This is a genomic window from Pseudomonas serbica (genome assembly GCF_028823535.1).
Taxonomy (GTDB): Bacteria; Pseudomonadota; Gammaproteobacteria; order Pseudomonadales; family Pseudomonadaceae; genus Aquipseudomonas; species Aquipseudomonas serbica.
The window spans coordinates 69225-92160 of sequence record NZ_JAQIYM010000020.1 but is presented as its reverse complement, the minus strand read 5'-3'; the positions used below and the strand labels follow the sequence as shown (position 1 = coordinate 92160).

The following is a 22936-nucleotide window of genomic DNA, read 5'->3' as shown; positions in this document are numbered from 1 at the left end:
GGCCACAACAAGATCTTGCGCATGCGCCCATTGATGGCATGCGCAAGATCCGGCGCCTGTCAGGTATCTTTATGCCGCTTGCGCACCAGCTTCATCACCACCACAAAAAACACCGGCACAAACACCACGGCCAGGGTCGCCGTGATCATCCCGCCAATCACCCCCGTGCCGATCGCTTGCTGGCTCGCCGAACTGGCGCCGGTGGCAATCGCCAGCGGCACCACGCCGAGGATGAACGCCAGGGACGTCATGACAATCGGCCGCAGTCGCAAGCGTGCGGCTTGCAGGGTGGCGTCGAGCAGGTCATGACCTTCGTCGTACAGGCTCTTGGCAAACTCGATGATCAGGATCGCGTTCTTCGCCGACAGGCCGATGATGGTGATCAGCCCGACCTTGAAGAACACATCGTTGGGCATCCCGCGCAAGGTCACTGCCAGTACCGCGCCGAGCACCCCGAGCGGCACCACCAGCAGCACCGAGGTCGGGATCGACCAACTCTCGTACAGCGCCGCCAGGCACAGGAACACGATCAACAGCGACAAGCCGAGCAGGATCGGCGCCTGGCTGCCGGACAAACGTTCCTGCAACGACAGTCCGGTCCATTCCTGGCCCAGTCCCGCCGGGCCTTGCGCCACCAGCCGTTCGATTTCCGCCATGGCTTGTCCGGTGCTGTGGCCGGGCGTCGGTTCGCCGGAAATGCTGATCGCCGGGTAACCGTTGTAACGGGTCAACTGCGCCGGGCCCTGGGTCCATTTGGCCTGGACGAAGGCGGACAACGGCACCATTTGCCCGGTGTTGTTGCGCACGTGCATCTTCAACAGATCGGCCACCTGACTGCGCTGGTCGCCCTCGGCCTGCACCACCACGCGCTGCATCCGCCCTTGATTGGGAAAGTCGTTGATGTAGGCCGAACCGACGGCGGTGGACAGCACGCTGCCAATGTCGGCAAAGGACACGCCCAGCGCATTCGCCTGCTTGCGGTCGACGATCAACTGGACCTGCGGCGCTTCGGCCAGGGCGCTTTCGCGCACGTTCATCAGGATCGGGCTTTTCTCGGCGGCGGCGAGCAATTCGCTGCGTGCCTGCATCAACGTGGCGTGTCCGAGGCCGCCGCGATCCTGCAGGCGAAACTCGAAACCACTGGACGTGCCCAGGCCGTCCACGGGGGGTGGCAGTATGGCGAAGGCCATGGCGTCCTTGATCTGACTGAGGGCGACGTTGGCGCGGTCGGCGATGGACGTTGCCGTGTCGTCGCTGCCGCGTTCAGACCAGTCCTTGAGCGTGGTAAAGGCCAGCGCCGCGTTCTGGCCGCTGCCGGAAAAGCTGAAACCGAGAATCACCGTGCTGTCACCCACCCCGGGCTCGGTGGCGTTGTGCGCTTCGATCTGCTCGACCACCTGCACCGTGCGGTTCTTGCTTGCGCCCGGTGGCAGTTGAATGTCGGTGATGGTGTAGCCTTGGTCTTCCACCGGCAGGAACGAGGAGGGCAGGCGGCTGAAGCAAATGCCCAGGCCAATCAGCAACACGCCGTAGATCAGCAGGTAACGCCCGCTACGCTTCAGTGCATAGGCGACCCAGCCCTGATAACGCTCGGTGAGTTGCTCGAAACGGCGATTGAACCAGCCGAAGAACCCGGTCTTCTCGTGATGCTCGCCCTTGGCGATTGGCTTGAGCAAGGTCGCGCACAGCGCCGGGGTCAAGGTCAGGGCCAGGAACGCCGAGAACAGGATCGAGGTGGCCATCGACAGTGAGAACTGCCGGTAGATCACTCCGACCGAGCCTTGCATGAACGCCATCGGGATGAACACCGCCACCAGCACCAGGGTGATGCCAATGATCGCCCCGGTGATCTGCTTCATCGCCTTGCGGGTCGCTTCCTTGGGCGACAGGCCTTCGCTGGCCATGATCCGCTCGACGTTCTCGACCACCACGATGGCGTCATCCACCAGGATGCCGATCGCCAGCACCATGCCGAACATGGTCAGCACGTTGATCGAGAACCCCAGCGCCAACATCGTGGCGAAGGTGCCCATCAGCGCTACCGGCACGACCAGGGTCGGAATCAGCGTGTAGCGGATGTTCTGCAGGAACAGAAACATCACCGCGAACACCAGCAACATCGCCTCGCCAAGGGTGTAGACCACCTTGGTGATAGAGACCTTGACGAAGGGCGAGGTGTCGTAGGGGATCTTGTATTCCACACCGGCGGGGAAGTAGCGCGACAGCTCATCCATTTTCGCCCGCACCCGCGTCGCGGTGCTCAGGGCGTTGGCGCCCGGTGCCAATTGCACACCGACGGCGGTGGACGGCTTGCCATTGAGACGCGTGGAAAACTGGTAGTCCTGGCTGCCGATCTCGACCCTGGCGACATCGCCGATGCGCACAGTGGAACCGTCTGGATTGGCCTTCAGGACGATGTCGGCAAATTCCGACGGCGTCGACAGCTGGCCCTTGACCAGAATGGTCGCGGTGATTTCCTGGGTGGTGCGGCTCGGCAGGTCGCCGATGCTGCCGGCCGAGACCTGGGCGTTTTGCGCGACGATGGCCGCGTTGACATCGGCCGGGGTCAGGTTGAAGCCGATCAGTTTCTGCGGGTCGATCCAGATCCGCATTGCCCGCTCCGCACCGTACAGCTGCGCCTTGCCGACGCCGTCGAGGCGCTTGATCTCGTTCATCACGTTGCGCGCCAGGTAGTCGCTGAGCGCCACGTCGTCGAGCTTGCCGTCACTGGACGTGAGGGTAATCAGCAGCAGGAAACCGGCGGAGACTTTTTCCACCTGCAAGCCCTGTTGGTTCACCGCTTGCGGCAGACGCGACTCGACAACCTTGAGGCGGTTCTGCACGTCCACCTGGGCCATTTCCGGGTCGGTGCCGGGCTGGAAGGTGGCCTTGATCGTGGCGCTGCCGAGGCTGCTTTGCGATTCGAAATACAACAGATGGTCGGCTCCGTTGAGTTCTTCCTCGATCAGGCTGACCACGCTTTCATCCACCGTCTGCGCGGAAGCGCCGGGGTACAGGGCATAGATTTCGATCTGCGGTGGTGCGACGTCGGGGTATTGCGCCACTGGCAACTGAGGAATGGACAGCGCACCGGCCAACAGAATGAACAGGGCAACCACCCAGGCGAACACCGGGCGGTCGATAAAGAACTGCGGCATAAAAAGCGTCCTGCTTACTGACCCGAGACCTGGGCGAGTGGAAGAGGGGTGTCATCGATCTGCACGGTCTCGCCGGGGCGGGCGTGTTGCAGGCCTTCGATGACGATGCGGTCGCCCGGCTTCAGGCCACCGGTGACGATCCAGCGGTCGCCCTGCACGGCGCCCAGTTCCACCTGTTGCAGGCCCACGCGCTGCTCGGCGTCAAGCGACAACACTTGCGCGATGCCAGCGCTGTCACGCTGGATGGCCCGTTGTGGCACGCTGATGCCTTGCTGGTTCACCCCTTGCTCAAGGCGTACGCGCACGAAGCTGCCGGGGAGCAGGTCGAGATCGGGATTGGGAAATTCGCTGCGCAGGATGATCTGGCCGGTGCCCGGATCGACCGTGATGTCAGTGAACAGCAGCTTGCCCGGCAATGGGTACACACTGCCGTCGTCCTGTATCAGCGTGGCCTTGACCTGGTCCTGGCCGACCGGTTGTAACTGCCCGGAACGGAATGAGCGGCGCAGGTCGTTGAGTTCACGGGTCGATTGAGTGAGGTCGGCGTGGATCGGGTTCAACTGCTGGATCAACGCCAGTGGGGTGGTTTCATTCTGGCCCACCAGTGCGCCTTCGGTGACGAGGGCACGGCCGATGCGCCCGGAAATCGGCGCGGTGACGGTGGCATAACCAAGGTTCAGTTTCGCCCGCTCGACGGCGGCTTTGCTGGCGGCGACATCGGCAGCGGTCTGCCGCGTGGCGGCCCGGGCGTTGTCGTAGTCCTGGCCACTGATGGCGTTGCCTTCGATCAACTGGGCGTAACGCTGTTCCTGCAGCCTGGCCTGGAACGCATTGGCCTCGGCCTTGCGCAGCACGGCCTGGGCGCTGTCGAGGTCGGCCTTGAACGGCGCCGGGTCGATGCGGAACAGCACATCGCCTTTTTTCACGTCGCTGCCTTCGCGAAAGGCTCGCTGCAACACCACACCGGCCACACGGGCACGGACTTCGGCAATGCGCGGCGCGGCAATCCGCCCGCTCAGTTCGCTGCTGATCGCCAGCGGGCCAGCCTCGATGGTTTCGATCCGGACGGTGGCCGGCGGTGCCTGTTCTTCGGCGTTCGAGGCGCTGTCGCATGCGCTCAGCGTCGCCGCCAGTGCCACAAGGCTGAGCCCGGCAAGCAGATTCTTTGACATGAATGACCCCAATAATGACCCCCAGCATCCTACTGGGCGACGGCGAGGGTAGCGGTGAAGCTTTGTTGGTGCTGTGTGAAATTGTGTAAGGGTTTTACTTGGGGGCAGGTGAGGGCGTATATCCTGAGCATCTTGAATTTTATTGCGACTGTCCCGGCCTCTTCGCGGGCAGGCCCGCTCCCACAGGGTTGCGCTGTGAACACAAATTTTGTGAACGCCATCGGCCACTGTAGGAGCGGGCTTGCCCGCGAAGAGGCCGGAACATTCGCCACAGCACTTTCTGGAAACACCCATGCCCAACATCCTCCTGGTCGAAGACGACACCGCACTCGCCGAACTGATTGCCAGCTACCTGGAACGCAACGGTTACTCCGTCAGCGTGATCAGCCGCGGCGACCAGGTGCGCGAGCGTGCGCGGCTCAATCCGCCGGACCTGGTCATCCTCGACCTGATGCTGCCCGGTCTCGATGGCCTGCAGGTGTGCCGCTTTCTGCGCGCCGATTCGGCGACCTTGCCGATCCTGATGCTCACGGCCCGCGACGACAGCCACGACCAGGTGCTGGGCCTGGAAATGGGCGCCGACGACTACGTCACCAAACCTTGCGAACCCCGGGTGCTGCTGGCCCGGGTGCGCACCTTGCTGCGGCGCAGCAGCCTCAGCGAGCCACTGGCGGTCAATGACCGTATCCTCATGGGCAATCTGTGCATCGACCTGTCCGAACGCACGGTGACCTGGCGCGGACAACCGGTGGAGTTGTCCAGCGGCGAATACAACCTGCTGGTGGTGCTGGCCCGGCATGCCGGTGAAGTGCTGAGCCGCGACCAGATCCTGCAACGCCTGCGCGGCATCGAATTCAACGGCACCGACCGTTCGGTGGACGTGGCGATCTCCAAGTTGCGGCGCAAGTTCGATGACAACGCTGGCGAAGCGCGCAAGATCAAGACCGTGTGGGGCAAGGGCTACCTGTTCAGCCGTTCCGAGTGGGAATGCTGAGACGATGTTCAGGATCCTCTTTCGCCTGTACCTGGTGACCATCGTCTCTTTCAGTGCCGCCATCTACCTGGTGCCGGACCTGGTGATCAAGGTTTTCCACGAGCGCTTCCTCACCTACAACCTCGACTATTCCCGAGGGCTGCAAACCCTGATGGTCAAGCAGTTCAAGGCCGTCCCGACCGAACAATGGCCGGCATTGGCCGCGGAAATGGACAAGGAGTTCCAGCCGCTGCACATCGTGCTCAGCGGCAACGACGATGCCGGGTTTTCCCTTGAGGAACAACAGCGTTTGCGACGCGGCGAAAACGTCGTTCGCATTGGCGACTGGGGCTGGCGCACCTTGGCCGTGGCGCCGCTGAACGAACACACGGTGGTGCAAATGGTCGTGCCGCCGGACCCGATGGACGTCAGCCTGTTGTACTGGAGCATCAACGTGCTTATAGGCGCGACCATGCTAGCGTGCCTGTTGCTGTGGCTGCGCCCGCACTGGCGTGACCTGGAACGCCTGAAGAGCGCGGCGGAACGCTTCGGCAAGGGTCATTTGAGCGAGCGCACACAGATTGCCCCCAGCTCCAACATCGGCGGCCTGGCCAACGTCTTCGACACCATGGCCGGCGACATCGAGAACCTGCTGAACCAGCAAAGGGACTTGCTCAACGCGGTTTCCCACGAACTGCGTACCCCCCTGACACGCCTGGATTTCGGCCTGGCCCTGGCCCTGTCCGATGACCTGCCGGCGACCAGCCGCGAGCGCTTGCAGGGGTTGGTCGATCACATTCGCGAACTCGATGAACTGGTGCTGGAGTTGCTGTCCTACAGCCGCCTGCAAAACCCGGCGCGGGTGCCGGAGCAGGTCGAGGTGTCGCTGGATGAATTCATCGACAGCATCCTGGGCAGCATCGATGACGAACAAGCCCCGGACATCGTCATCGACGTGCTGCTGCACGGCCAGCTCGAACGCTTCAGCCTCGACCCGCGCCTGACTGCCCGCGCCCTGCAGAACCTGCTGCGCAATGCCATGCGCTATTGCGAAAAGCGCATCCAGATCGGTGTGCAGGTGTGCCCCAAGGGCTGTGAAATCTGGGTGGATGACGACGGCATCGGCATCCCGGATGACGAGCGTGAGCGGATTTTCGAGCCGTTCTACCGACTCGATCGCAGCCGGGATCGGGCCACCGGTGGGTTTGGCCTGGGGCTGGCCATCAGTCGCCGGGCGCTGGAGGCGCAGGGTGGGACGTTGACGGTCGAGTCATCACCGTTGGGCGGGGCGCGGTTTCGGTTAAGGTTACCGACGCCGGGTTGATTACGACCAACGGTTGGTTCATCTGTCAAATCTGACAGTAGCCACAGTCGCCGCTTGCGCGTTTCATGGGCCTTGGCACTCAGGATTGACGGCAGGTCAGGAGAGTTAGCAATGGGCGAGCCAATCACAAGAACAATTGGGCAGGGCACCATCGACGCGATCAGGGAAGTCAGGGTCGACACGACATCAACCTCTTTCGCCCTGGTCCTTCCAGATGACGGGTTCGCTTCCAGGTTGGCGATCCGTATTGGTCCCCATGCCACAGCAGATGGAGAGGACTTTTTCCTGGTGGGCGACAAAGTCAGGTACACCGTGCTGAAGGGGGCGGGGGAAGCGTTTCCCAAGGCGCAAGACCTCGTGAAACTGCAAACGCTGCCGCGCTCTGTGTAGGCGCTGGCGCAGGGTCAGGCGTTCAATCGGGTGCGTAACTGTTTGGCCATGTCTTCAAGGTCGGCCATCGAGTTACGCCCGATCAACATCCACGCATGTTCCCGATCTGCCCAGTAGACAATGTTCATCCCGTGCCGACGTTCCTGGGCGAAATGGCGGCTGCCGCTGTTGGAGCGTGTGATGCACAGCGCCATCGGCCCGTGAACCGGATCCAGGTAGCTGATCTGGGCGATGGCCACGCCATCGTATTCAAGGATTTGCGCGCGTTTGAATTCGGCGCGTGGAAGGGCCAGTTTTGCAGGTACAAGACTGAGGCCCAGCCGAGCATCGATGGTCTGCAGTTGCGTCCGTTGCGTCGCTTCGTCAGTGGGCAAATGGTCGAGGGTTTCCGGTACGTACAGCACCATGTAATCCGCCACCAGTCCGCGCCAACTGTGGCTTTGCTGACTGCTTTGCCAGCCGAGGAACAAACGGTCCGCGACCACGCCGCCTGCCACCAGCCCGGCCGCTGCCGCCAGGAACCAGCGCCGGCTGTGCGTTGGGCGGGCAGGCACGGGCAAGGTGTCGAGCATGGCCTGCAGGCGATCCACCGGTGCCTGCTTTGCCAACTCGTCATAGGCGTCCTTGAACGGCAGATTGCTGCGGGCCAACCATTGCAGGCGCAGGCCAAGCATCGGGTCCTGGACGAGGGCCGCGTCGATGTGGGCGCGTTGTTCGGCGTCGAGCTGGTTGTCCAGGTAGGCCACCAATTGCTCATCCGAGGGTATCGCGTTCATCGACGTTCTCCGGTTGAAGGGTTGGGCACCGTGTGCAGTGGCGGATATTCGGCGAGTTTCGCCCGCGCGGTGGCCAGCCGGCTCATCACGGTGCCAATGGGTACTTGCAGGACTTCGGCAACTTCGCGGTAGGACAAACCCTCGACGTAGGTGAGAAATACCGTTTCGCGCTGGGCTTCGGGCAGCGCGTCGACGCGGCGGATGACCTGCGCCGCCAATACATGAGTCTGCGCTGCATATTCGCCGTCAAACGACAGGGCGCTATCGGGCTCGACAAGTCCCTGGCCCTGATGCACCCGACGGGTCCGGATTTCATTCAGCCAGATCGAATGCAGAATGCTCATCAGCCAGCGGTCCATACGGGTGCCCGGGGTAAATTGTCCGGCACGTTCGAGCGCGCGCACGCACGTTGCCTGCACCAGGTCTTCGGCGACGTGCCGTTGTCGCGACAACAGCAGGCCATAGCGCCACAAACGCGCCAGATGCTGGCCCAGTTCTGCCCTTATTTCCTGAATGCTGGCGATAGAGACCTCCGTGCGCCCGGTTGTCAGGTTTGCGACGAGTTGTCGATGGCTTCGGCCAGGTCCTGGTATTCCTCGCAGGTCGTGTTGCCGCAAATCGACTTGATCTGTTGCAGTTGCTCCTGGGCGAGGTCCAGCCGGCCTTTGACCACGTACGCTTCACCGAGGTATTCGCGGACTTTGGCGTACTGGGGGTCGAGCTTGACCGATTGCAGGTAGTAACCGATACCTTCGTCGGTGCGCCCCAGTTTACGCGTGGCATAACCACGATAGTTCAAGGCTTTGGCGGTGTTGGGTTCCTTGAGCGTATCGAGCAGGGCCAGGGCTTCTTCGTAACGCCCGTCCTTGGCCAGTTGATAGGCGTAATCGGTACGGTCGACGTCCGGCAGGAGCATGCTGGTTTGCTTGACGCACTTTTGCGCCTTGCTGTCGAACACCTGCCCTCGAGGGCACTGCGGTTTGGCGGGGGTATCTTCCTCGCCGTTGGCCCACGCCAGGGAACTGGACAGCACGACGGCAAGCACCAACGGGGCAGTAACAATCGAGAGGCGGCGATTCATGGGCAATGCTCCACAGATCATCAGGGGCGGGACATGGGACGGGCCATAGCCAGTGAGACGGGCTGATGACCCTTCAAGCGAACCATAAACACCTCAGCGCAAACATTTATTCATTTTTCCTGGCGGTTTTTCCACGCAAAGCTCAAGTCGCGCGGCGCTATCAGCTCAGCAGGCGAATCGGTTTTCCCGCCGACCAGGCGTGAATGTCCTCGATCATTTGCGAAAAGAACAGATGGTAGTTTTGCTGACTGACGTAGCCGACATGGGGCGTTGCCAGCACGTTGTCCAGGGTCCTGAACGGATGATGCTCTGCCAGCGGCTCCTGCTCGAACACATCCAGCGCCGCTCCACCCAGGCGCTGTTTCTGCAGGGCCTTGATCAGCGCGGCTTCATCGACAATCGGCCCGCGCGCGGTATTGACCAGTAGCGCGGTGGGTTTCATCCAGGCCAGCGCCTGGGCGTCCACCAGGCCACGACTGCGGTCACTGAGCACCAGGTGCACCGAGAGCACGTCGGCCTGCTCGAACAGCGCCTGTTTGCTGACGAAGGTCACACCGGCTTCGGCGGCGCGTTCGGCGGTCAGGTTTTCGCTCCAGGCGATGACCCGCATGCCGAACGCCTGGCCAAACCGGGCAACCTGCTGACCGATGCTGCCCAGTCCCAGGATCGCCAGGGTCTTGCCGTGCAGGTCGCCCCCCAGGCCTTGCTGCCACTTACCCGCGCGCAAGGCGTTGGCTTCGACCACCAGGTTGCGGGTGGCGGCCATGATCAGTGCCCAGGTCAGTTCCGGAGCGGCGTGCTTGTAGCTGTCAGTGCCACTGACCTGGATGCCGAGCGCCGCAGCGGCCTTCAAGTCGATCGCGGCATTGCGCATGCCGCCAGTCACCAGCAATTTGAGCTGGGGCAGGCGGCGCAGCAGGTCCTCATCGAAACGGGTGCGCTCGCGCATCACGCAGATCACGGCATACTTGTTCAGACGCGCCGCCAGGGTCGCGTTGTCGGCAGGGTAGTCATGGATGAAATCCACTTCACCGATGGCCTCCAGCACGGACCAGTCCAGCACATCGCGGGCCACGTCCTGCCAGTCATCGATTACCGCAATCTGCACTGCCATCAGCATTACCTCGTCAACGAACGGGATGGGTCTTGTTCAGCCAGCCGAGCAACGCCTGGTGAAACTGGGCAGGCTCTTCCATCTGCGGGGCGTGGCCCATGCCGGGGAATTCCACCAGTGTCGAACGGGCGATCCGTTTCGCCACCTGTTTGCCCAGTACGTCGTAGTGGCCGAGTTTTGCCTTGACCTCGGGCGACGCGATATCACCGCCGATGGCGGTGGTGTCGGACGTGCCGATCAGCAACAGGGTCGGCATCTTCAGGTTCTCGAATTCGTAGTACACCGGCTGGGTGAAGATCATGTCGTAGATCAGCGCCGAATTCCAGGCGACCTGCGTATGCCCCGGGCCTTTGTTCAAGCCGGCGAGCATGTCCACCCAGCGGTCGAACTCGGGTTTCCAGCGGCCACCGTAATAGGTGGCGCGCTCGTAGTTGCGGATACCCTCGGCACTGAGCTTCAGTTCGCGCTCGTACCACTGGTCCACCGTGCGATAGGGAACCCCGAGGGCCTTCCAGTCTTCCAGGCCGATCGGGTTGACCAGCGCAAGCTGCTCGACCTGTTCGGGATATTGCAGCGCGTAGCGGGTGGCGAGCATGCCGCCAGTGGAGTGCCCCAGCAGGGTGGCTTTCTGCACGCCCAAGGCCTTGAGCAGTTGCTGGGTGTTACTCGCCAGTTGCTGGAAGGTGTATTGATAGTTGTCCGGTTTGCTCGAGGTGCAGAAACCGATCTGGTCCGGGGCAATCACCCGGTAGCCGGCATCGCTGAGGGCCTTGATCGAGGTTTCCCAGGTGGCGCCGCAGAAGTTCTTGCCGTGCATCAGCACGACGCTGCGCCCGTTGGCCTTGCCATGGGCGGCGACATCCATGTAGCCCATCTGCAGGGATTGGCCCTGGGACTGGAAGGCAAAATGCTTGACGGTGTAGGGGTATTCGAAGCCCTGCAATTGGGGGCCGTAGGCCGGGCCTTCGGCGGCCATGGCGGGCAGTGCGGCGGTCAGCAGCAGGGCGGACAGCCAGCTTGAGCGGGTAAGGGGCATGGTGGACTCCGTTGAAAATCCGCCGATGCTGGATCGGCACGAATAGGGCGACATTAAACAGGCAATCGTCGCGGCACTTGGTTCAACCCATCCACCCCAGTGTGGCCAGCGCCAGCACGCCATAACGAGCGCCCTTGGCCAGGGTCACGATCAGCAGGAAGCGTCCCAGGGGTTCGCGCATGACGCCGGCCACCAGGGTCAGTGGATCCCCGATCACCGGTAGCCAGCTGAGCAGCAGCGACCAGTGGCCGTAACGTTGATAGTGTCGGCGGGCTTGTTCCAGGTGTTTGGGGCTGACCGGAAACCAGCGCCGGTCACGGAAGCGTTCGATGGCGCGCCCCAGCCACCAGTTGACCAGCGAACCGAGCACGTTACCCAGGGTGGCGACTGCCAGCAGCGACCACAGCCAGTAGCGATCGCTGAGGATCAGCCCTACCAGCACGGCTTCGGACTGCAGGGGCAGCAAGGTCGCGGCGCCGAACGCCGCCAGGAACAAGCCGATATAGGCGCCGAAAATCAATGGGCGGGGTAGTCCGCCACCACCACATCGGTGCCGTCCTTTTTCAGGCCGATCACTTGATAGGCATCGCTCATGCCGTCCATTTCCATGCCCGGCGAGCCCATGGGCATGCCCGGGGCGGCCACGCCCAGCAGGTCATTGCGCTTGCTCAGGGCCAGCACCTGGTCGGCCGGCACATGGCCTTCGACGAATTTGCCGTTGATCAAAGCGGTGTGGCATGACGCCAGGCGCGGTGGCACGCCGTGTTGTTGCTTGAATGTGCTCATGTTGCTTTCGACGTGGTCCTCGACCTTGAAGCCATTGGCCTCCAGATGGCTGATCCATTTCTTGCAGCAACCGCAATTGGCATCCCGGTGGACCTCGATCGGGATCAGGTCGGCGGCCTGGGCCAGGGAGGAAATGAACAGGGCGCCCAAGGCAGCCAGACGTAGAGGGGTTCGCATGTCGACGGGGTCTCGGATTGCAGGCAAAGGAATACATTCTGACGTTTTTTTGCCGGCGGATATTCAAGGTTTGTTTCGAAGTGCTACAGGATTTGGATAAAAAATACGTTGTAGGAGCCCGGCTGGCCGGCGAAGGCGCCCGAAAGGTTCATGCACGCTTCAAACACGCCTTCGCCGGCAAGCCGGCTCCTACAGATTGATTGGAGTGCTTGTTAGCGATGCGGGTAATACCCAGGTCCACCCCCGTCGTAATGGCGATCATGGTGTCCGCCGCCATGGGGCAGGAAGATGCAACCGCCAAGGGAGAGCAGGGCCAGCAGGGGAATCAGCAAGGTGATTCGACGTAACATGGTAAATCCTCATGGTTATCGCCGTGATAAAGCTAAAAATCTTCATCGGCTGTAACATGAGACCCCGTTTGCACGCGTCCATCCCCGCAACAAGGTAGGGGCTTGGCATGCAGGCGGATACAAAGCAGATACATTTTTCAGGTTCAGGAATTGCCAATGACTCAGTCGCAACGTTTGAAATACTCGATTCTGATCTCCCTCGTGGTACTGGGGACCATGTTCGGCCTTTCGTATTTGCAGAACACCGGCGTCATCAGCGAAAAACTCTTCCAGTACATCGCCATTGGCGTGGCGGTGGTCGTGGTGGTCATCAACGGCGTGATGCGTCGCAAGGTCAAGACCTGAGCGGCACCCCGGGCTGGGCGGGTCAGTCGGCGTGCAGCAAGGCGACGGCGCGAGGGTGGAGGCTGTAGCTCTTGTCCGGATTGAGGACAATCACGCCTTCGCTGCACAGGCGTTTCAACACTTCGCGCACGCTCAGGAACGACAGGGGAATATCCAGTTCCAGCAACTGGGTGTGCACGCCGCGCACACCCAGGCTGCGCTCGTTCTCGGCGGCCGAGAGCAAGGCGTCGATGACTTTCAGACGAATCAGACTGGTTCGCAGGCCAAAGCTCTTGAGCAAAATGCGGATCCGCTCGTTGCCGTGGCGCTCGGTACGCTGGTCGAAAACACCGACCCCAAGGGAAGTGCCCTTTGGCGCGTTGCTACCGTCCGTTGGCAGTTGCGAGTTGTACATTGCGAAAACTCCTTTTGCAGAGCCTGATCGGAAAAAAATGGGCGCTCTTACCCAGCAAGACGTATGAGCGTCACAAATCATGAAGACTTGAATGTAGAAATTTCGTCATCATTGCGTGATCGCTATGTAAGTTGCCGCTGCAACCCGGTACGGGGCCGCCATCGCGTTGCCTAAATTTTTTTCGTTTGCTTCGTCCCTAACAGGATGCGCAGTGCGCGTCAGTACGCACAACTGTGACCCTCGTTTTTCGATCAGGAGCGAATGTGATTATTTCCAGCCAGTTGACCAGGTTGAGCCTGGCGGGTGTGTTTCTGGGGCTGAGTCTTGCGGCGAATGCGCGCAGTCAGCTTGAGCACGCCAGTGCCGATATCCGCCGGACCAGCTTTGGTGTGCCGCATATTCGCGCCGACAACGAGCGTGGGCTCGGTTACGGCATCGGTTATGCCTATGCTCAGGATAACCTGTGTTTGCTGGCCAATGAGATCACCACGGTGAACGGTCAACGCTCGCGGTTTTTCGGCCCGGATCAGTTCACGGTAGAGGCGCGGGAAAACCGCGTCAGCGATCTATTTTTCAATTGGTTGAACTCGCCGCAGGCCGTCGACACCTTCTGGCAGGCGCAAACCCCTGAAGTGCGCGAGCTGGTTGAAGGTTATGTGGCCGGTTACAACCGTTCCCTGGCCGAGCGTCGGGCCCGGGGGCTGGCGCAGCAATGTCAGGGCGACTGGGTGCGGGACATCACAGCCATGGACCTGGTCAAGCTGACCCGTCGCCTGTTGGTCGAAGGGGGTGTGGGGCAGTTTGCCGAAGCGCTCGCGGGTGCCGCACCACCGGCTGCGGTCGCTGGGAATGGCGGCAATCAAACAGCGTTTCAACTGGCCGACCTGCGTATGCAGCGTTTTGCCCTGGATCGCGGCAGCAACGCCGTGGCGGTGGGCAGCGATCGTTCCTTCAATGGCCGCGGCATGTTGCTGGCCAATCCGCATTTCCCTTGGGTCGGCGCAATGCGCTTCTACCAGATGCACCTGACTATCCCTGGCAAGCTGGATGTGATGGGTGCCGCGTTGCCTGGTTTGCCGCTGATCAACATCGGGTTCAACCAGCACCTGGCCTGGACCCACACGGTGGATTCGTCCAAACATTTCACCCTCTATCGCCTGCAGCTGGACCCCAAGGATCCGACCCGCTATTTGCTCGACGGCAAGTCCCTGCCAATGACCAAGCAAACCCTGACAGTTGATGCCAGGCAAGCGGATGGGTCGGTCAAGGCCGTTTCCCATGTGGTCTACAGCTCACAGTTCGGCCCGATCGTACAGTGGCCTGGCAAGCTCGATTGGGACCAGCAGTTTGCCTACAGCCTGAGTGACGCCAACCTGGACAATGATCGGGTGCTGCAACAGTGGTACGCGATGAATCGTGCCGGCAGCCTCAAGGAATTCCAGGCCTCGGTGCATAAAATCCAGGGCATCCCGTGGGTCAACACGCTGGCAGCGGACGACCAGGGCCAAACGCTGTACATGAACCTGTCGGTCGTGCCGAACGTGAATGCTGCGAAGCTGGCCCAGTGCAGCGATCCGCGGATCGGCCTGCAGATGATCGTCCTCGATGGCTCCAACAGCGCCTGTGCCTGGGACATAGACCCGCAGGCCGCGCAGCCGGGTATCTTTGCGGCGCAGCACTTGCCGCAACTGCTGCGCAAGGACTTCGTGCAGCACGCCAACGATTCGGCGTGGATGGTCAACCCTGCGCAACCGCTGACCGGCTTCTCGCCGTTGATCAGCCAGGACGGCCAGCCTTTGGGCCTGCGCTCGCGTTTTGCCCTGGATCGCCTGGGCACGCTGGCCAAGGCCGGTCCGCTCGCAGCGGCAGATTTGCAGCACATGGTGATGGACGACCAGGTGTACCTGGCGGCACAAGTGATGCCCGACCTGTTGCAGTTCTGCGCGGCAGACCTGGGTACCGATGGAAAAAAACTGGCACCGCTGTGTGCCAGTCTCAAGGCCTGGGACCGCAAGGCCAATCTCGACAGCGGCCTTGGCTTCGTGCACTTCCAGAATGTCATGGAGGCTTTGGAGCAGGCACCCGATGTCTGGCGCGTGGCATTCGATCCTCTGGACCCGCAACATACCCCGCGCGGCCTGGCGATCGACAGTCCCCAGGTGGCGCAAGCGTTGCGCCAGGCCATGTTGGCCTCGAGCGAGCAGGTCAAGGCGTCAGGGCTCAAGCAGGACAGCCGCTGGGGTGATATCCAGGTGGTCAGCAGCGGTGGCCGGCAGACGCCGATTCACGGCGGGCCGGGCACGCTGGGGGTGTACAACGCCATTCAGAGTGTGCCCCGGACCGATGGCAAGCGCGAAGTGGTCAGTGGTACCAGTTATCTGCAGGTGGTGACCTTCGATGAAAAAGGCCCGCAGGCCAAGGGGCTCTTGGCGTTTTCCCTGTCCAGTGACCCGGCGTCGAAATACGCCCTGGACCAGACGCTGGCGTTTTCGCAAAAGCAATTGAGTGTGTTGCCGTTCACCGAGCAACAGATCAGGTCCGATCCGCAATACCAGGCGCAGACGATCCGCGAGCAGGATGAAAAGCCGGGGAAGGTGGCCGCGAAATAAAATCGCTGGTGCATGAGAACCAAAAGAAGGCCGCACCCCGCCAGGGTGGTGGCCTTCAGCTTTTCGGCGGTTGCTGCGGGATGGAATTGAGGACCGGGTTGCCGTCTTTGTTGCGGGTCAGGTAGACCGGCAGCACCCTGGGCAGGGACGCCACCAGGGTATTGAGCTCCCGGATGTTGTAGATGCCGCCGATGCGGATCGCGCCAGTACCGTTGTCGGCCACCTGTACCGGCGTTTGCAGATAACGATTGATCAGCGGCAGCGCTTCGCTCAGCGCCAGGTCATCGAGTACCAGTTTGCCATTGAGCCAGGCCAGGGAATTGTCGTTGTCATAGGTCTGATTGATGCGCGGAATCAGGTCGCCATGGCGAAAGCTGGCCTGCATGGCCGGGTCCAGCCGTAGACCGTCTCCCGGCAGGTCATCGTTGCTGCTGACCAGAACGGAGCCTTCGACCAGGTTCACTTTCACCTGGTCTTCATACATCCAGACGTTGAATCGGGTCCCGGTTACCCGGATCTTGCCTTCGGCGGCCTTGACGATGAAAGGGTGGCTGGCGTCGTGACTGACGTTGAAGAAGGCCTCGCCTTTTTTCAGGGTGACTCGACGCTGGTCCTTGTAGTGACTGTACGTCAGCTCACTGCCCAGGTTCAGTTCGACCTTGCTGCCGTCTTTGAGGGTGACCTGCCGTACGTTGTCGGTTGCCGCGTAATGTTCGTATGAGTCGGGCAACCACCCCATGTTCCACCCGCTGTAGGCTGCCAGCGGCAACGCCAGCGCGCACAAGGCGGCGGCCATGCCGAAGGTTCGCCAGGGGGATTGCGGCTTGGCCCGAACCAGTGGCGCGACCATTTGCGGACGCGGCAGGTCGCCAGCCACTTCCCAGATTTCCAGCATGGCTTCGTATTCGACCGCATGCAGCGGATGAACGTCCAGCCACTGTTCGAATGCCTGCCGCTCCTGGACCGTGCAGTCAGGGGCATGCAGGCGCATGCACCAATGCGCTGCGGCATCGGTGATGGCGTCAAATTGGGCTGGTGAGAGAGGGCTGTCGGTCATTGACTCATCCTGATTTCGCGCATTCTAACCCGAGCGAAGTCTGCGCGAACATCCGTCATGGCAATTACCCATCAATCTGTGTTTTTTTCTCCCGGCTCATGGGGTCGTGACGTGTAATTGCCGGCCCAGATGGCAGATCAGCCAGGCCACACTGTCGGCGTTTGCAAGTTGCACGGCCAGCCTGGTCAGGGCGTTTTTCTTGAAGACAGTGCGGGCGCCACTCAGGTTTTCTGCACCGGTCTCGGACAGGACTCGCAGCGCTGCGGGGGCTGTGGCATCCATATCAGCCCGTTCGCCCGTATCCGGATCGTAGGTCATGAACAATTCGGTATACGGTGTTTTTGTCGAGAGGGCGGTGTCCTGCAGTTTGCTCAATTCGTTCTTCATATCGCTGGCGGTGGCGCTGGCTGAGCCAATCAGGTCGACAAAGGGCCTGCTCGCATCGAGATAGGCAATGTCTTCGGTTTCACAGGCAATGTGCGAAAGCTCATGGACAAGGGTCGATGCCCTGGCGTGTGCGCTGATTGGAAAAGCCGTGTCGGTGAGATGCGGTTTGTAGAGATCGAATTGGGGGGCAAAGAAGCGCTCAGCCAGGTAAATTTTCCGCTTTGCGTCCCTTGGAACCGTGAAGGCGAAGGTACCGTCCGGATCGGTGATCACTCTGCCCAACGCAAAACGCCGGGAGTCCTCTTTCCTGAGTGTGGGATCCAGCAGGGCCGTGAAAATCTCGCCGACGACTTTTTCAAGCATCTCTATATGCTTGGGTAACACCTGCGACACATCGATAAAGTCCTTGACCAGCCGATGCACAGGTGTGTCCGTACTACCGGACGTCTTGAGCAATTGCAGGTTGCGAAAGCTGTTCCAGGTATAGGTCGTCGCCAGGTCCAGGGCTTCTTGTATCTCGCGCGCCTTTTGCGGGTATCGACGACGGATTGCGGGCATGCCATTGGCGTCGACGTTCATGCCATCCCACACCGAAACCAGGGTCTCCAGTCGCCTGAGCAAGCCGAAACGGGGTTTCGTGTCCTGAGCCACAAGCCACTGTCTCGATGCCGCCAGGCGCAGCTTGGGACCAGGGGTTTGCTGGGGCCCAATGCGCCACTGGACCTTGCCCTGGGTGACCGGGTAGACCTTTCCGGCCACCGGCGCATAGTGGTTTTTTGTGGTTGGATGCTGGTAGAGGTGAAGCTTTGAGTCGAATGTCAGCGATCCCAGGTCGACATCGTGGCTTTCGTAACGCTTCAGGTGCGTGCGTTCGGTGGCGGTGATGTCGATGTCTTGCCATTGGGTCGCGGTTTTGGGCTTGACAGGTGGAGTGGCGCCGGAGGGCGAAGGCGCCGTGACCTCGGGTTCCAGCGACTGGCGCAACGTAGCGAGTTCTGCGATGCCGCTGATGAACTCGGTTAAAGCCTTGCCCCAGTGGTGGGTTTGCAGGTCTTCGGCCGATTGCTTGATGTCGCGGTAGCTGCGCCACACCGTCAAGGGGTAGGCGAGCCTGCCCATGCAAAACGTAGATGCCGCTTGCAGATCTTCGCCCATGACCTGTTTGATGGTTGCCCATTCGCTTTGCTTTTTGTCTTCGGCCTGACAACCGAGCAATCGCCCCAGTAACGCGACATTGTCCTTGAGCAAGTGTTTGAGCAGGTTGCCCTTGATCGGACGCGAAGCCAGCGTCAAGCCATCGGCTGGAGTGGCTTTGGGGGCGGGTTCGGAACTGGCGGCACGTCGTTGACGGGGTGCCAGATGGCTTTCCAGCAGCGTCCGGTCAGTTTGTGGCAGATTCGTTAGTAGCCAGTCGAACAATGCCCCGCGGGTCTTGAGTTCTGCCAGCAGTTGCTGTTCGTTTTCATATTCCTTGAGCCCGTGCCGGGGGCTGTGCGGCGCCAGTAAAACCTGACGCGAGGAGTCGCTGGCGCTTGAGCCGATCAGGTAGACGCCTGGCACGGTGGTTGTCTGGCCTTTGCTCAGGCCCATGAATTCGAGCGGGCGAATCATGGCGTGTGCACCATCGACGGCGGCACGGGCAATGGCGTCGGGCATGTCCATCACTTGCCGCACCAGATCAAACGCAGATTCGCTGAGGCGCTCCTGCATTTTCTCGCAGTGGGCGTAATGCATCAGTTGCCACGGCACTTGTCTGAAGAAGCGTTTCCTGCGTTCGGCGTTCGCCGGGGTGTCGGCAAGGGACACTGTGATTTTTCTCTGTTGACGCTTGCCCGCATCCAGATTTTTTATCAGGTCCTTGATGTAGCGTTCGTCCATCTTTTGGGGAATGACCGTTGAATCGAGCGACACGGCAGTCAAATGGATTTGCTCGAGATCCGTGAGGTGTGTAAGGGCAAAATCGGTCAGGGTCTGGGTGCTGGCCGCAATCATGGGTCGAGCGTTGACGTGAATCTGGATCTTGTCCGGATCGATGTTGAAGGTGTCGGCCTTGAGCTGTTGTTCAAGCGCCACGCGCGCTGTTCCCCGCAGCGAATCCGTGCCCGTGAGGTAGTCCTGATCGTCTTTGACATTGTTGAGGTATTGTTGGAGCAATTCGCCGTGTAACCGCAGATCCTTGATCGATGCCTGGCCCAGCCATGCGGGCAGTCTTTGCCGGGTGGTCAGGGATCGGGCGATGTCCATCGCACGGTGCAGGCCTGTCAGTGGTTGGCGCAACGCAACGAGACTCAGGAGACTGGCCTTTGATGCGGCGTCATTTAGCGTAGCCAGGGCACTGACCACGCACGTCTGGTCCAGGTGCACATGGTTTTTCTGCACTTCATCGAGAAAGTTCCCGTCGATGCGCTGCGGCGGCGCGAGCGTGTAGTGCTTGCCAGGATGTCGCTCGCCGCGGCCGAGGTTCTCCAAGAGGGTCAAGCGCTGGCAGTGATCACTGAGTCGTCGAGCCAGCTCGCTCAACAGTGCCGGCAGCGCCTTGAAGACTTCGTACCCGAACGCTGGCGTCCACAATATCGTCTTGCCGGAATGCGCCGGGTCCAGGCCACCACGCTCGGTCAGGACAAAACAACTGGCCAGTTTCAACGGGGCTGTGGCGTCGCTTGCCTTTAACGCCAGGGAAAATACGTCCGGTAAAAAGCCGTTCAATGCCGCGCGGTGCAAGCGCACGGGGGTATCGAGCAGCGTTTTGATGATGGTCTGTTCCGTCTCGCCCAAAGTGCGGTCGACGGCCCGTAGCTTAAGCTCACTGCGCAAGGCGATGGACAGGGTATTGCTGAAACTTGATTTAAGCTCGGCCAGTGACGGGTCGACAATGTGCTGCGCCTCGGTAACCGTTTCAGTTGTCGCCGCGATGGCGGGGTAATTGTCGAGGCGTTGGCGAAGGGCCTGTGCAACGCTATCGAGCGATGCCAGTTGCTCTTTCGCCGACTCGGCGCGCACCGTGGCCGGTTGTGCATTCCAGCGCAGATCGGCGTGGGTACTCCAGCGTCCTGAGGCGTTGGCAGCCAGCAATCGATCGTCGATCAAACCCCTGACATCGAGGGTCTTGTCGAGCAAGGCATGGGGATTGAGTGTGCCTTCGCTTGCACGGTACAGACTCAACGCGTAGCTCAGGTTCTGCCGTTGCTTGGCGAGAATGTCAGCCATCAGTTGTTCGAACACCGGACCTCGGACCGGTTCTCCGGTGATGACGCGCTCTTGCGGATCCTGCGCAAGGAAGAGGCCACGCTCGTCCAGCGACATGACATTGAGTTGCGCGTCTTCGTGTCCCTGGCTTTGCAGCATCTGCAGCACGATCTTCTTCACCGCGGCCAGATCAGTTGTCGCCTCGATGCCTCTGGATTGCGTATAGAGAAAACCCAGGGTGTCGCTGCTGCCGATCATCAAGCTCGAGGCTAGTTCCACATAGGGTTTGAACGGCGCACTGACCCGCACTTTTTCAATGCGCAGCGAAGGGGACGTGACGGGCGCGTTGTCGAGATTGGCCAGCTGTGCATATTCCTGCGTCGTGACGACGCCGTTTTGGCGCTGGAGCAAAAGCTTCACCTCATAGGTGTCCTGCATGCCCTCGGTAAAAAGCGTCAGCGGCGATAGCTGACCGCTGACAGGGGTGTTCCAGAATGATTCGAGCAAGGCTTCGAGGTGAGGTGTAAGGCTTTGCGCGATTTCTTGAATCACGCTTTCCCACGCCTGATTATCGGCATCACTGCTCACCGCGAGTTCTGGATGGGCGAACACTCGCGAGTCGCCAGCGGGCCATTGGTTGGTCAGGTAGACGTGCAGGAGTGCATCGCTCAGCGAGATAGAGGAAATGATGTGCTGATGCTCGGCGCCATCGACAGGGTCCGTCCTGACAAAGCTTTTCAGGCGGGTCAGGCGTTGGTCCAGGTTTGGAAAGGATTGGCGCAAGCTGATCTTGAGCAATTCGTCGAGCATCGATTGCAAATGTGGCAACTTGACCAGGGCCCCGATCATCGAATCGATATTATGTTGCTGGTTCAGGTCGAGGATGCGTTCCTGATCCTGGAACACTGCACCGTCGATATCTTGCGTGGAAATTTGCGCTTCGCTCGCCGCCAACACAGTGGCGCGTTGCTCGATGGAGAGAAAGCGCAGCAGTTCAAGCTTGCCGGTGTGATGTGCCAACCACTGCTTCAGCGTGTTTTGCAGGTCGTCCATGCCCGTGAATTTGATCAGGCCTTTGTACGGTGTATAGAGCGTGACTTCGCCATCGTCGGGGCGGCTCATGGCAAAGGCGCCGGCCAATGGAATATCGTCCTTGCCGGCCAGGCTCAGGAGCAAGCGTTTGACGTGCATGGGACTGGTTGCGCCTACGCGAGCTGAATCGGTGGCCAGGTAAACGTTGTTCAACCAGTTCAGGTCAGCCATCGTCATGCCCAGGGCTTTCTCGCGATCACCGGGCTGCCTGGCTTTGGATGCAAGTAGTGCCTCGTCGAAAAAATAAGGCAATGGGGCGCCAATCATGGTTTTTCCTCAATGGGGCTGCGAGCAGCGCTCGCAGGTGTCGGATCGAGTAAAAACAGTACGGCTGGCGCAACGCCCAGGTGCGGTACATATTGCTTGGCGGCCCATTTCGCAGTTGACAGGTTGCTCGCCCCGCGTTGTTATTCGGCGGTCTACCTACGCTGTTGCCCCCTCCAATAATTAGTCTGGAGCTTCAGATGTCCGCGCCACACGATCCTGTATCGACTGTTGTCTCGCAAAACCTGTCCCTCGATGAGCTGACGGCATTGCTTGAGCAGATATTCCTGCGCCATGGCACTTCAGGCGACGTCGCCCGGGTGCTGGCGCAAAACTGCGCCGGCGCCGAACGCGATGGTGCCCACAGCCATGGCGTGTTCCGCATTCCCGGTTATGTCTCGACCCTGCAAAGCGGCTGGGTCAATGGCCAGGCCGTGCCAGTGGTCGAGGATGTGGCGAGCGGGTTTGTCCGGGTCGATGCCGGTAACGGATTTGCCCAACCGGCCCTGGCGGCCGCGCGCCCGCTGCTGGTGGAGAAGGCCCGTAGCGCCGGTATCGCGGTGCTGGCGATCCGTAACTCCCATCACTTCGCCGCCTTGTGGCCGGACGTCGAGCCCTTCGCCTATGAGGGGTTGGTCGCGCTCAGCGTGGTCAACAGCATGACGTGCGTGGTGCCCCACGGCGCCGATCGACCGCTGTTCGGCACCAACCCGATTGCCTTCGCCGCCCCCCGAGCCGACGGCAATCCAATCGTCTTCGACCTGGCCACCAGCGCCATTGCCCATGGCGATGTGCAGATTGCCGCACGCAAGGGCGAGCGGTTGCCGCCGGGCATGGGCGTCGACAGCCTCGGTCAACCGACCCAGGACCCCAAGGCGATTCTCGAGGGGGGCGCATTGCTGCCGTTCGGCGGGCATAAGGGCTCGGCGCTGTCGATGATGGTGGAGTTGCTCGCGGCGGCGCTGACGGGGGGGAATTTTTCGTTCGAGTTCGACTGGAAAAACCATCCGGGCGCCAAGACGCCCTGGACTGGCCAGTTACTGATCGTGATTGACCCGAGCAAGGCGGCCGGGCAGGGTTTTGCGCAACGCAGCGAGGAGCTGGTGCGGCAGATGCATGGTGTGGGGCTCAAGCGCTTGCCGGGCGATCGGCGCCACATTCAACGCGCCAAGTCGCAGGCCGACGGCATTGCGCTGGAGGCCTCGGAGTTGGCGAACTTGCGGGCGCTGGCCGGTCTCTGACACGTAAGGCAGGAAGCATGGCCC

19 protein-coding genes are annotated in these 22936 nt (G+C 61.1%); 6 read left to right on the top strand and 13 right to left on the bottom strand.

All coding sequences use genetic code 11. The features are described 5' to 3' along the window. Window positions 1-59 precede the first annotated feature (59 nt). Window positions 60-3158, bottom strand: coding sequence for a multidrug efflux RND transporter permease subunit (locus NQL71_RS27005; RefSeq protein WP_274643647.1), 3099 nt, complete (start codon window positions 3156-3158; stop codon window positions 60-62). A 14-nt stretch (window positions 3159-3172) separates the two neighbouring features. After that, a complete protein-coding gene (locus NQL71_RS27000; RefSeq protein ID WP_274643646.1) occupies window positions 3173-4330 on the bottom strand; it encodes an efflux RND transporter periplasmic adaptor subunit in 1158 nt (385 codons plus the stop codon). Window positions 4331-4622: 292 nt separating this feature from the next. On the opposite strand from NQL71_RS27000, the gene NQL71_RS26995 reads away from it, so the two are divergent. The 3 genes from NQL71_RS26995 (at window position 4623) to NQL71_RS26985 (ending at window position 7017) form a co-directional block, all read left to right on the top strand. Beyond that, on the top strand, window positions 4623-5324 hold the full coding sequence (locus NQL71_RS26995; RefSeq protein ID WP_046820048.1) for a response regulator: 702 nt from the start codon (window positions 4623-4625) through the stop codon (window positions 5322-5324). Between the two features lie 4 nt (window positions 5325-5328). Then, the gene (locus tag NQL71_RS26990) at window positions 5329-6627 is read left to right on the top strand and encodes an ATP-binding protein (protein ID WP_248687095.1); all 1299 of its coding nucleotides are present in this window, start codon (window positions 5329-5331) and stop codon (window positions 6625-6627) included. Window positions 6628-6738: 111 nt separating this feature from the next. Beyond that, on the top strand, window positions 6739-7017 hold the full coding sequence (locus NQL71_RS26985) for a hypothetical protein (RefSeq protein ID WP_046820047.1): 279 nt from the start codon (window positions 6739-6741) through the stop codon (window positions 7015-7017). 14 nt (window positions 7018-7031) lie between these two features. On the opposite strand, the gene NQL71_RS26980 is transcribed toward NQL71_RS26985, so the two are convergent. The 8 genes from NQL71_RS26980 to NQL71_RS26945 form a co-directional block, all read right to left on the bottom strand. Then, window positions 7032-7793, bottom strand: coding sequence for an anti-sigma factor family protein (locus tag NQL71_RS26980; RefSeq protein WP_274643645.1), 762 nt, complete (start codon window positions 7791-7793; stop codon window positions 7032-7034). Further along, window positions 7790-8275, bottom strand: coding sequence for an RNA polymerase sigma factor (locus tag NQL71_RS26975; protein ID WP_080957121.1), 486 nt, complete (start codon window positions 8273-8275; stop codon window positions 7790-7792). Before NQL71_RS26975 ends, NQL71_RS26980 begins: the two co-directional genes overlap by 4 nt. Window positions 8276-8340: 65 nt before the next feature. Continuing rightward, window positions 8341-8874, bottom strand: a complete 534-nt coding sequence (locus NQL71_RS26970) for a tetratricopeptide repeat protein (RefSeq protein WP_046820045.1) — start codon at window positions 8872-8874, stop codon at window positions 8341-8343. A gap of 160 nt (window positions 8875-9034) precedes the next feature. Continuing rightward, window positions 9035-9988, bottom strand: coding sequence for a D-2-hydroxyacid dehydrogenase family protein (locus tag NQL71_RS26965; RefSeq protein ID WP_166619524.1), 954 nt, complete (start codon window positions 9986-9988; stop codon window positions 9035-9037). 13 nt (window positions 9989-10001) lie between these two features. After that, entirely contained in the window at window positions 10002-11024 is a 1023-nt protein-coding gene (locus tag NQL71_RS26960) for an alpha/beta fold hydrolase (protein WP_166619523.1), read from the bottom strand. 82 nt (window positions 11025-11106) lie between these two features. Further along, window positions 11107-11541, bottom strand: a complete 435-nt coding sequence (locus NQL71_RS26955) for a YqaA family protein (RefSeq protein WP_046820267.1) — start codon at window positions 11539-11541, stop codon at window positions 11107-11109. After that, complete coding sequence (locus NQL71_RS26950; RefSeq protein WP_046820043.1) at window positions 11541-11987, bottom strand: DUF411 domain-containing protein; 447 nt, start codon at window positions 11985-11987, stop codon at window positions 11541-11543. Before NQL71_RS26950 ends, NQL71_RS26955 begins: the two co-directional genes overlap by 1 nt. Before the next feature lie 212 nt (window positions 11988-12199). Then, entirely contained in the window at window positions 12200-12337 is a 138-nt protein-coding gene (locus tag NQL71_RS26945; RefSeq protein WP_162837849.1) for a hypothetical protein, read from the bottom strand. Between the two features lie 156 nt (window positions 12338-12493). Between NQL71_RS26945 and NQL71_RS26940 the strand changes: the two genes are divergently transcribed. After that, window positions 12494-12682 carry a hypothetical protein gene (locus NQL71_RS26940; protein WP_046820042.1) on the top strand — a complete coding sequence of 63 codons (189 nt, stop codon included), beginning with the start codon at window positions 12494-12496 and terminating at the stop codon, window positions 12680-12682. A 22-nt stretch (window positions 12683-12704) separates the two neighbouring features. Here the strand turns inward: NQL71_RS26940 and NQL71_RS26935 are convergent, their stop codons facing one another. Further along, window positions 12705-13076, bottom strand: a complete 372-nt coding sequence (locus tag NQL71_RS26935) for a fe2+ zn2+ uptake regulation protein (protein ID WP_046820041.1) — start codon at window positions 13074-13076, stop codon at window positions 12705-12707. A gap of 263 nt (window positions 13077-13339) precedes the next feature. On the opposite strand from NQL71_RS26935, the gene pvdQ reads away from it, so the two are divergent. Further along, window positions 13340-15685 carry a bifunctional acylase PvdQ gene (gene pvdQ / locus NQL71_RS26930; RefSeq protein WP_274643644.1) on the top strand — a complete coding sequence of 782 codons (2346 nt, stop codon included), beginning with the start codon at window positions 13340-13342 and terminating at the stop codon, window positions 15683-15685. Between the two features lie 55 nt (window positions 15686-15740). Here the strand turns inward: pvdQ and NQL71_RS26925 are convergent, their stop codons facing one another. Beyond that, window positions 15741-16742 (bottom strand): FecR family protein, encoded by a 1002-nt coding sequence (locus NQL71_RS26925; RefSeq protein ID WP_274643643.1) that lies wholly within the window; start codon window positions 16740-16742, stop codon window positions 15741-15743. 96 nt (window positions 16743-16838) lie between these two features. After that, complete coding sequence (locus NQL71_RS26920; RefSeq protein WP_274643642.1) at window positions 16839-21674, bottom strand: M35 family metalloendopeptidase; 4836 nt, start codon at window positions 21672-21674, stop codon at window positions 16839-16841. A gap of 197 nt (window positions 21675-21871) precedes the next feature. Here NQL71_RS26920 and NQL71_RS26915 point away from each other — a divergent pair, with 197 nt between their 5' ends. After that, window positions 21872-22912, top strand: a complete 1041-nt coding sequence (locus NQL71_RS26915; RefSeq protein ID WP_274643641.1) for an Ldh family oxidoreductase — start codon at window positions 21872-21874, stop codon at window positions 22910-22912. Window positions 22913-22936: the final 24 nt, after the last annotated feature.

Excerpts from the sequence above, each read along its gene's own strand:
- NQL71_RS26960 (WP_166619523.1), bottom strand. The coding sequence starts at position 11,024 with ATGCCCCTTACCCGCTCAAGCTGGCTGTCCGCCCTGCTGCTGACCGCC.
- NQL71_RS26965 (WP_166619524.1), bottom strand. The coding sequence starts at position 9,988 with ATGGCAGTGCAGATTGCGGTAATCGATGACTGGCAGGACGTGGCCCGC.
- NQL71_RS26990 (WP_248687095.1), top strand. The coding sequence starts at position 5,329 with ATGTTCAGGATCCTCTTTCGCCTGTACCTGGTGACCATCGTCTCTTTC.
- NQL71_RS26945 (WP_162837849.1), bottom strand. The coding sequence starts at position 12,337 with ATGTTACGTCGAATCACCTTGCTGATTCCCCTGCTGGCCCTGCTCTCC.
- NQL71_RS26920 (WP_274643642.1), bottom strand. The coding sequence starts at position 21,674 with ATGATTGGCGCCCCATTGCCTTATTTTTTCGACGAGGCACTACTTGCA.
- NQL71_RS26950 (WP_046820043.1), bottom strand. The coding sequence starts at position 11,987 with ATGCGAACCCCTCTACGTCTGGCTGCCTTGGGCGCCCTGTTCATTTCC.
- NQL71_RS26995 (WP_046820048.1), top strand. The coding sequence starts at position 4,623 with ATGCCCAACATCCTCCTGGTCGAAGACGACACCGCACTCGCCGAACTG.
- NQL71_RS27000 (WP_274643646.1), bottom strand. The coding sequence starts at position 4,330 with ATGTCAAAGAATCTGCTTGCCGGGCTCAGCCTTGTGGCACTGGCGGCG.
- NQL71_RS26935 (WP_046820041.1), bottom strand. The coding sequence starts at position 13,076 with ATGTACAACTCGCAACTGCCAACGGACGGTAGCAACGCGCCAAAGGGC.
- NQL71_RS26980 (WP_274643645.1), bottom strand. The coding sequence starts at position 7,793 with ATGAACGCGATACCCTCGGATGAGCAATTGGTGGCCTACCTGGACAAC.
- NQL71_RS26915 (WP_274643641.1), top strand. The coding sequence starts at position 21,872 with ATGTCCGCGCCACACGATCCTGTATCGACTGTTGTCTCGCAAAACCTG.
- NQL71_RS26970 (WP_046820045.1), bottom strand. The coding sequence starts at position 8,874 with ATGAATCGCCGCCTCTCGATTGTTACTGCCCCGTTGGTGCTTGCCGTC.
- NQL71_RS26985 (WP_046820047.1), top strand. The coding sequence starts at position 6,739 with ATGGGCGAGCCAATCACAAGAACAATTGGGCAGGGCACCATCGACGCG.
- NQL71_RS26925 (WP_274643643.1), bottom strand. The coding sequence starts at position 16,742 with ATGACCGACAGCCCTCTCTCACCAGCCCAATTTGACGCCATCACCGAT.
- NQL71_RS26940 (WP_046820042.1), top strand. The coding sequence starts at position 12,494 with ATGACTCAGTCGCAACGTTTGAAATACTCGATTCTGATCTCCCTCGTG.
- NQL71_RS27005 (WP_274643647.1), bottom strand. The coding sequence starts at position 3,158 with ATGCCGCAGTTCTTTATCGACCGCCCGGTGTTCGCCTGGGTGGTTGCC.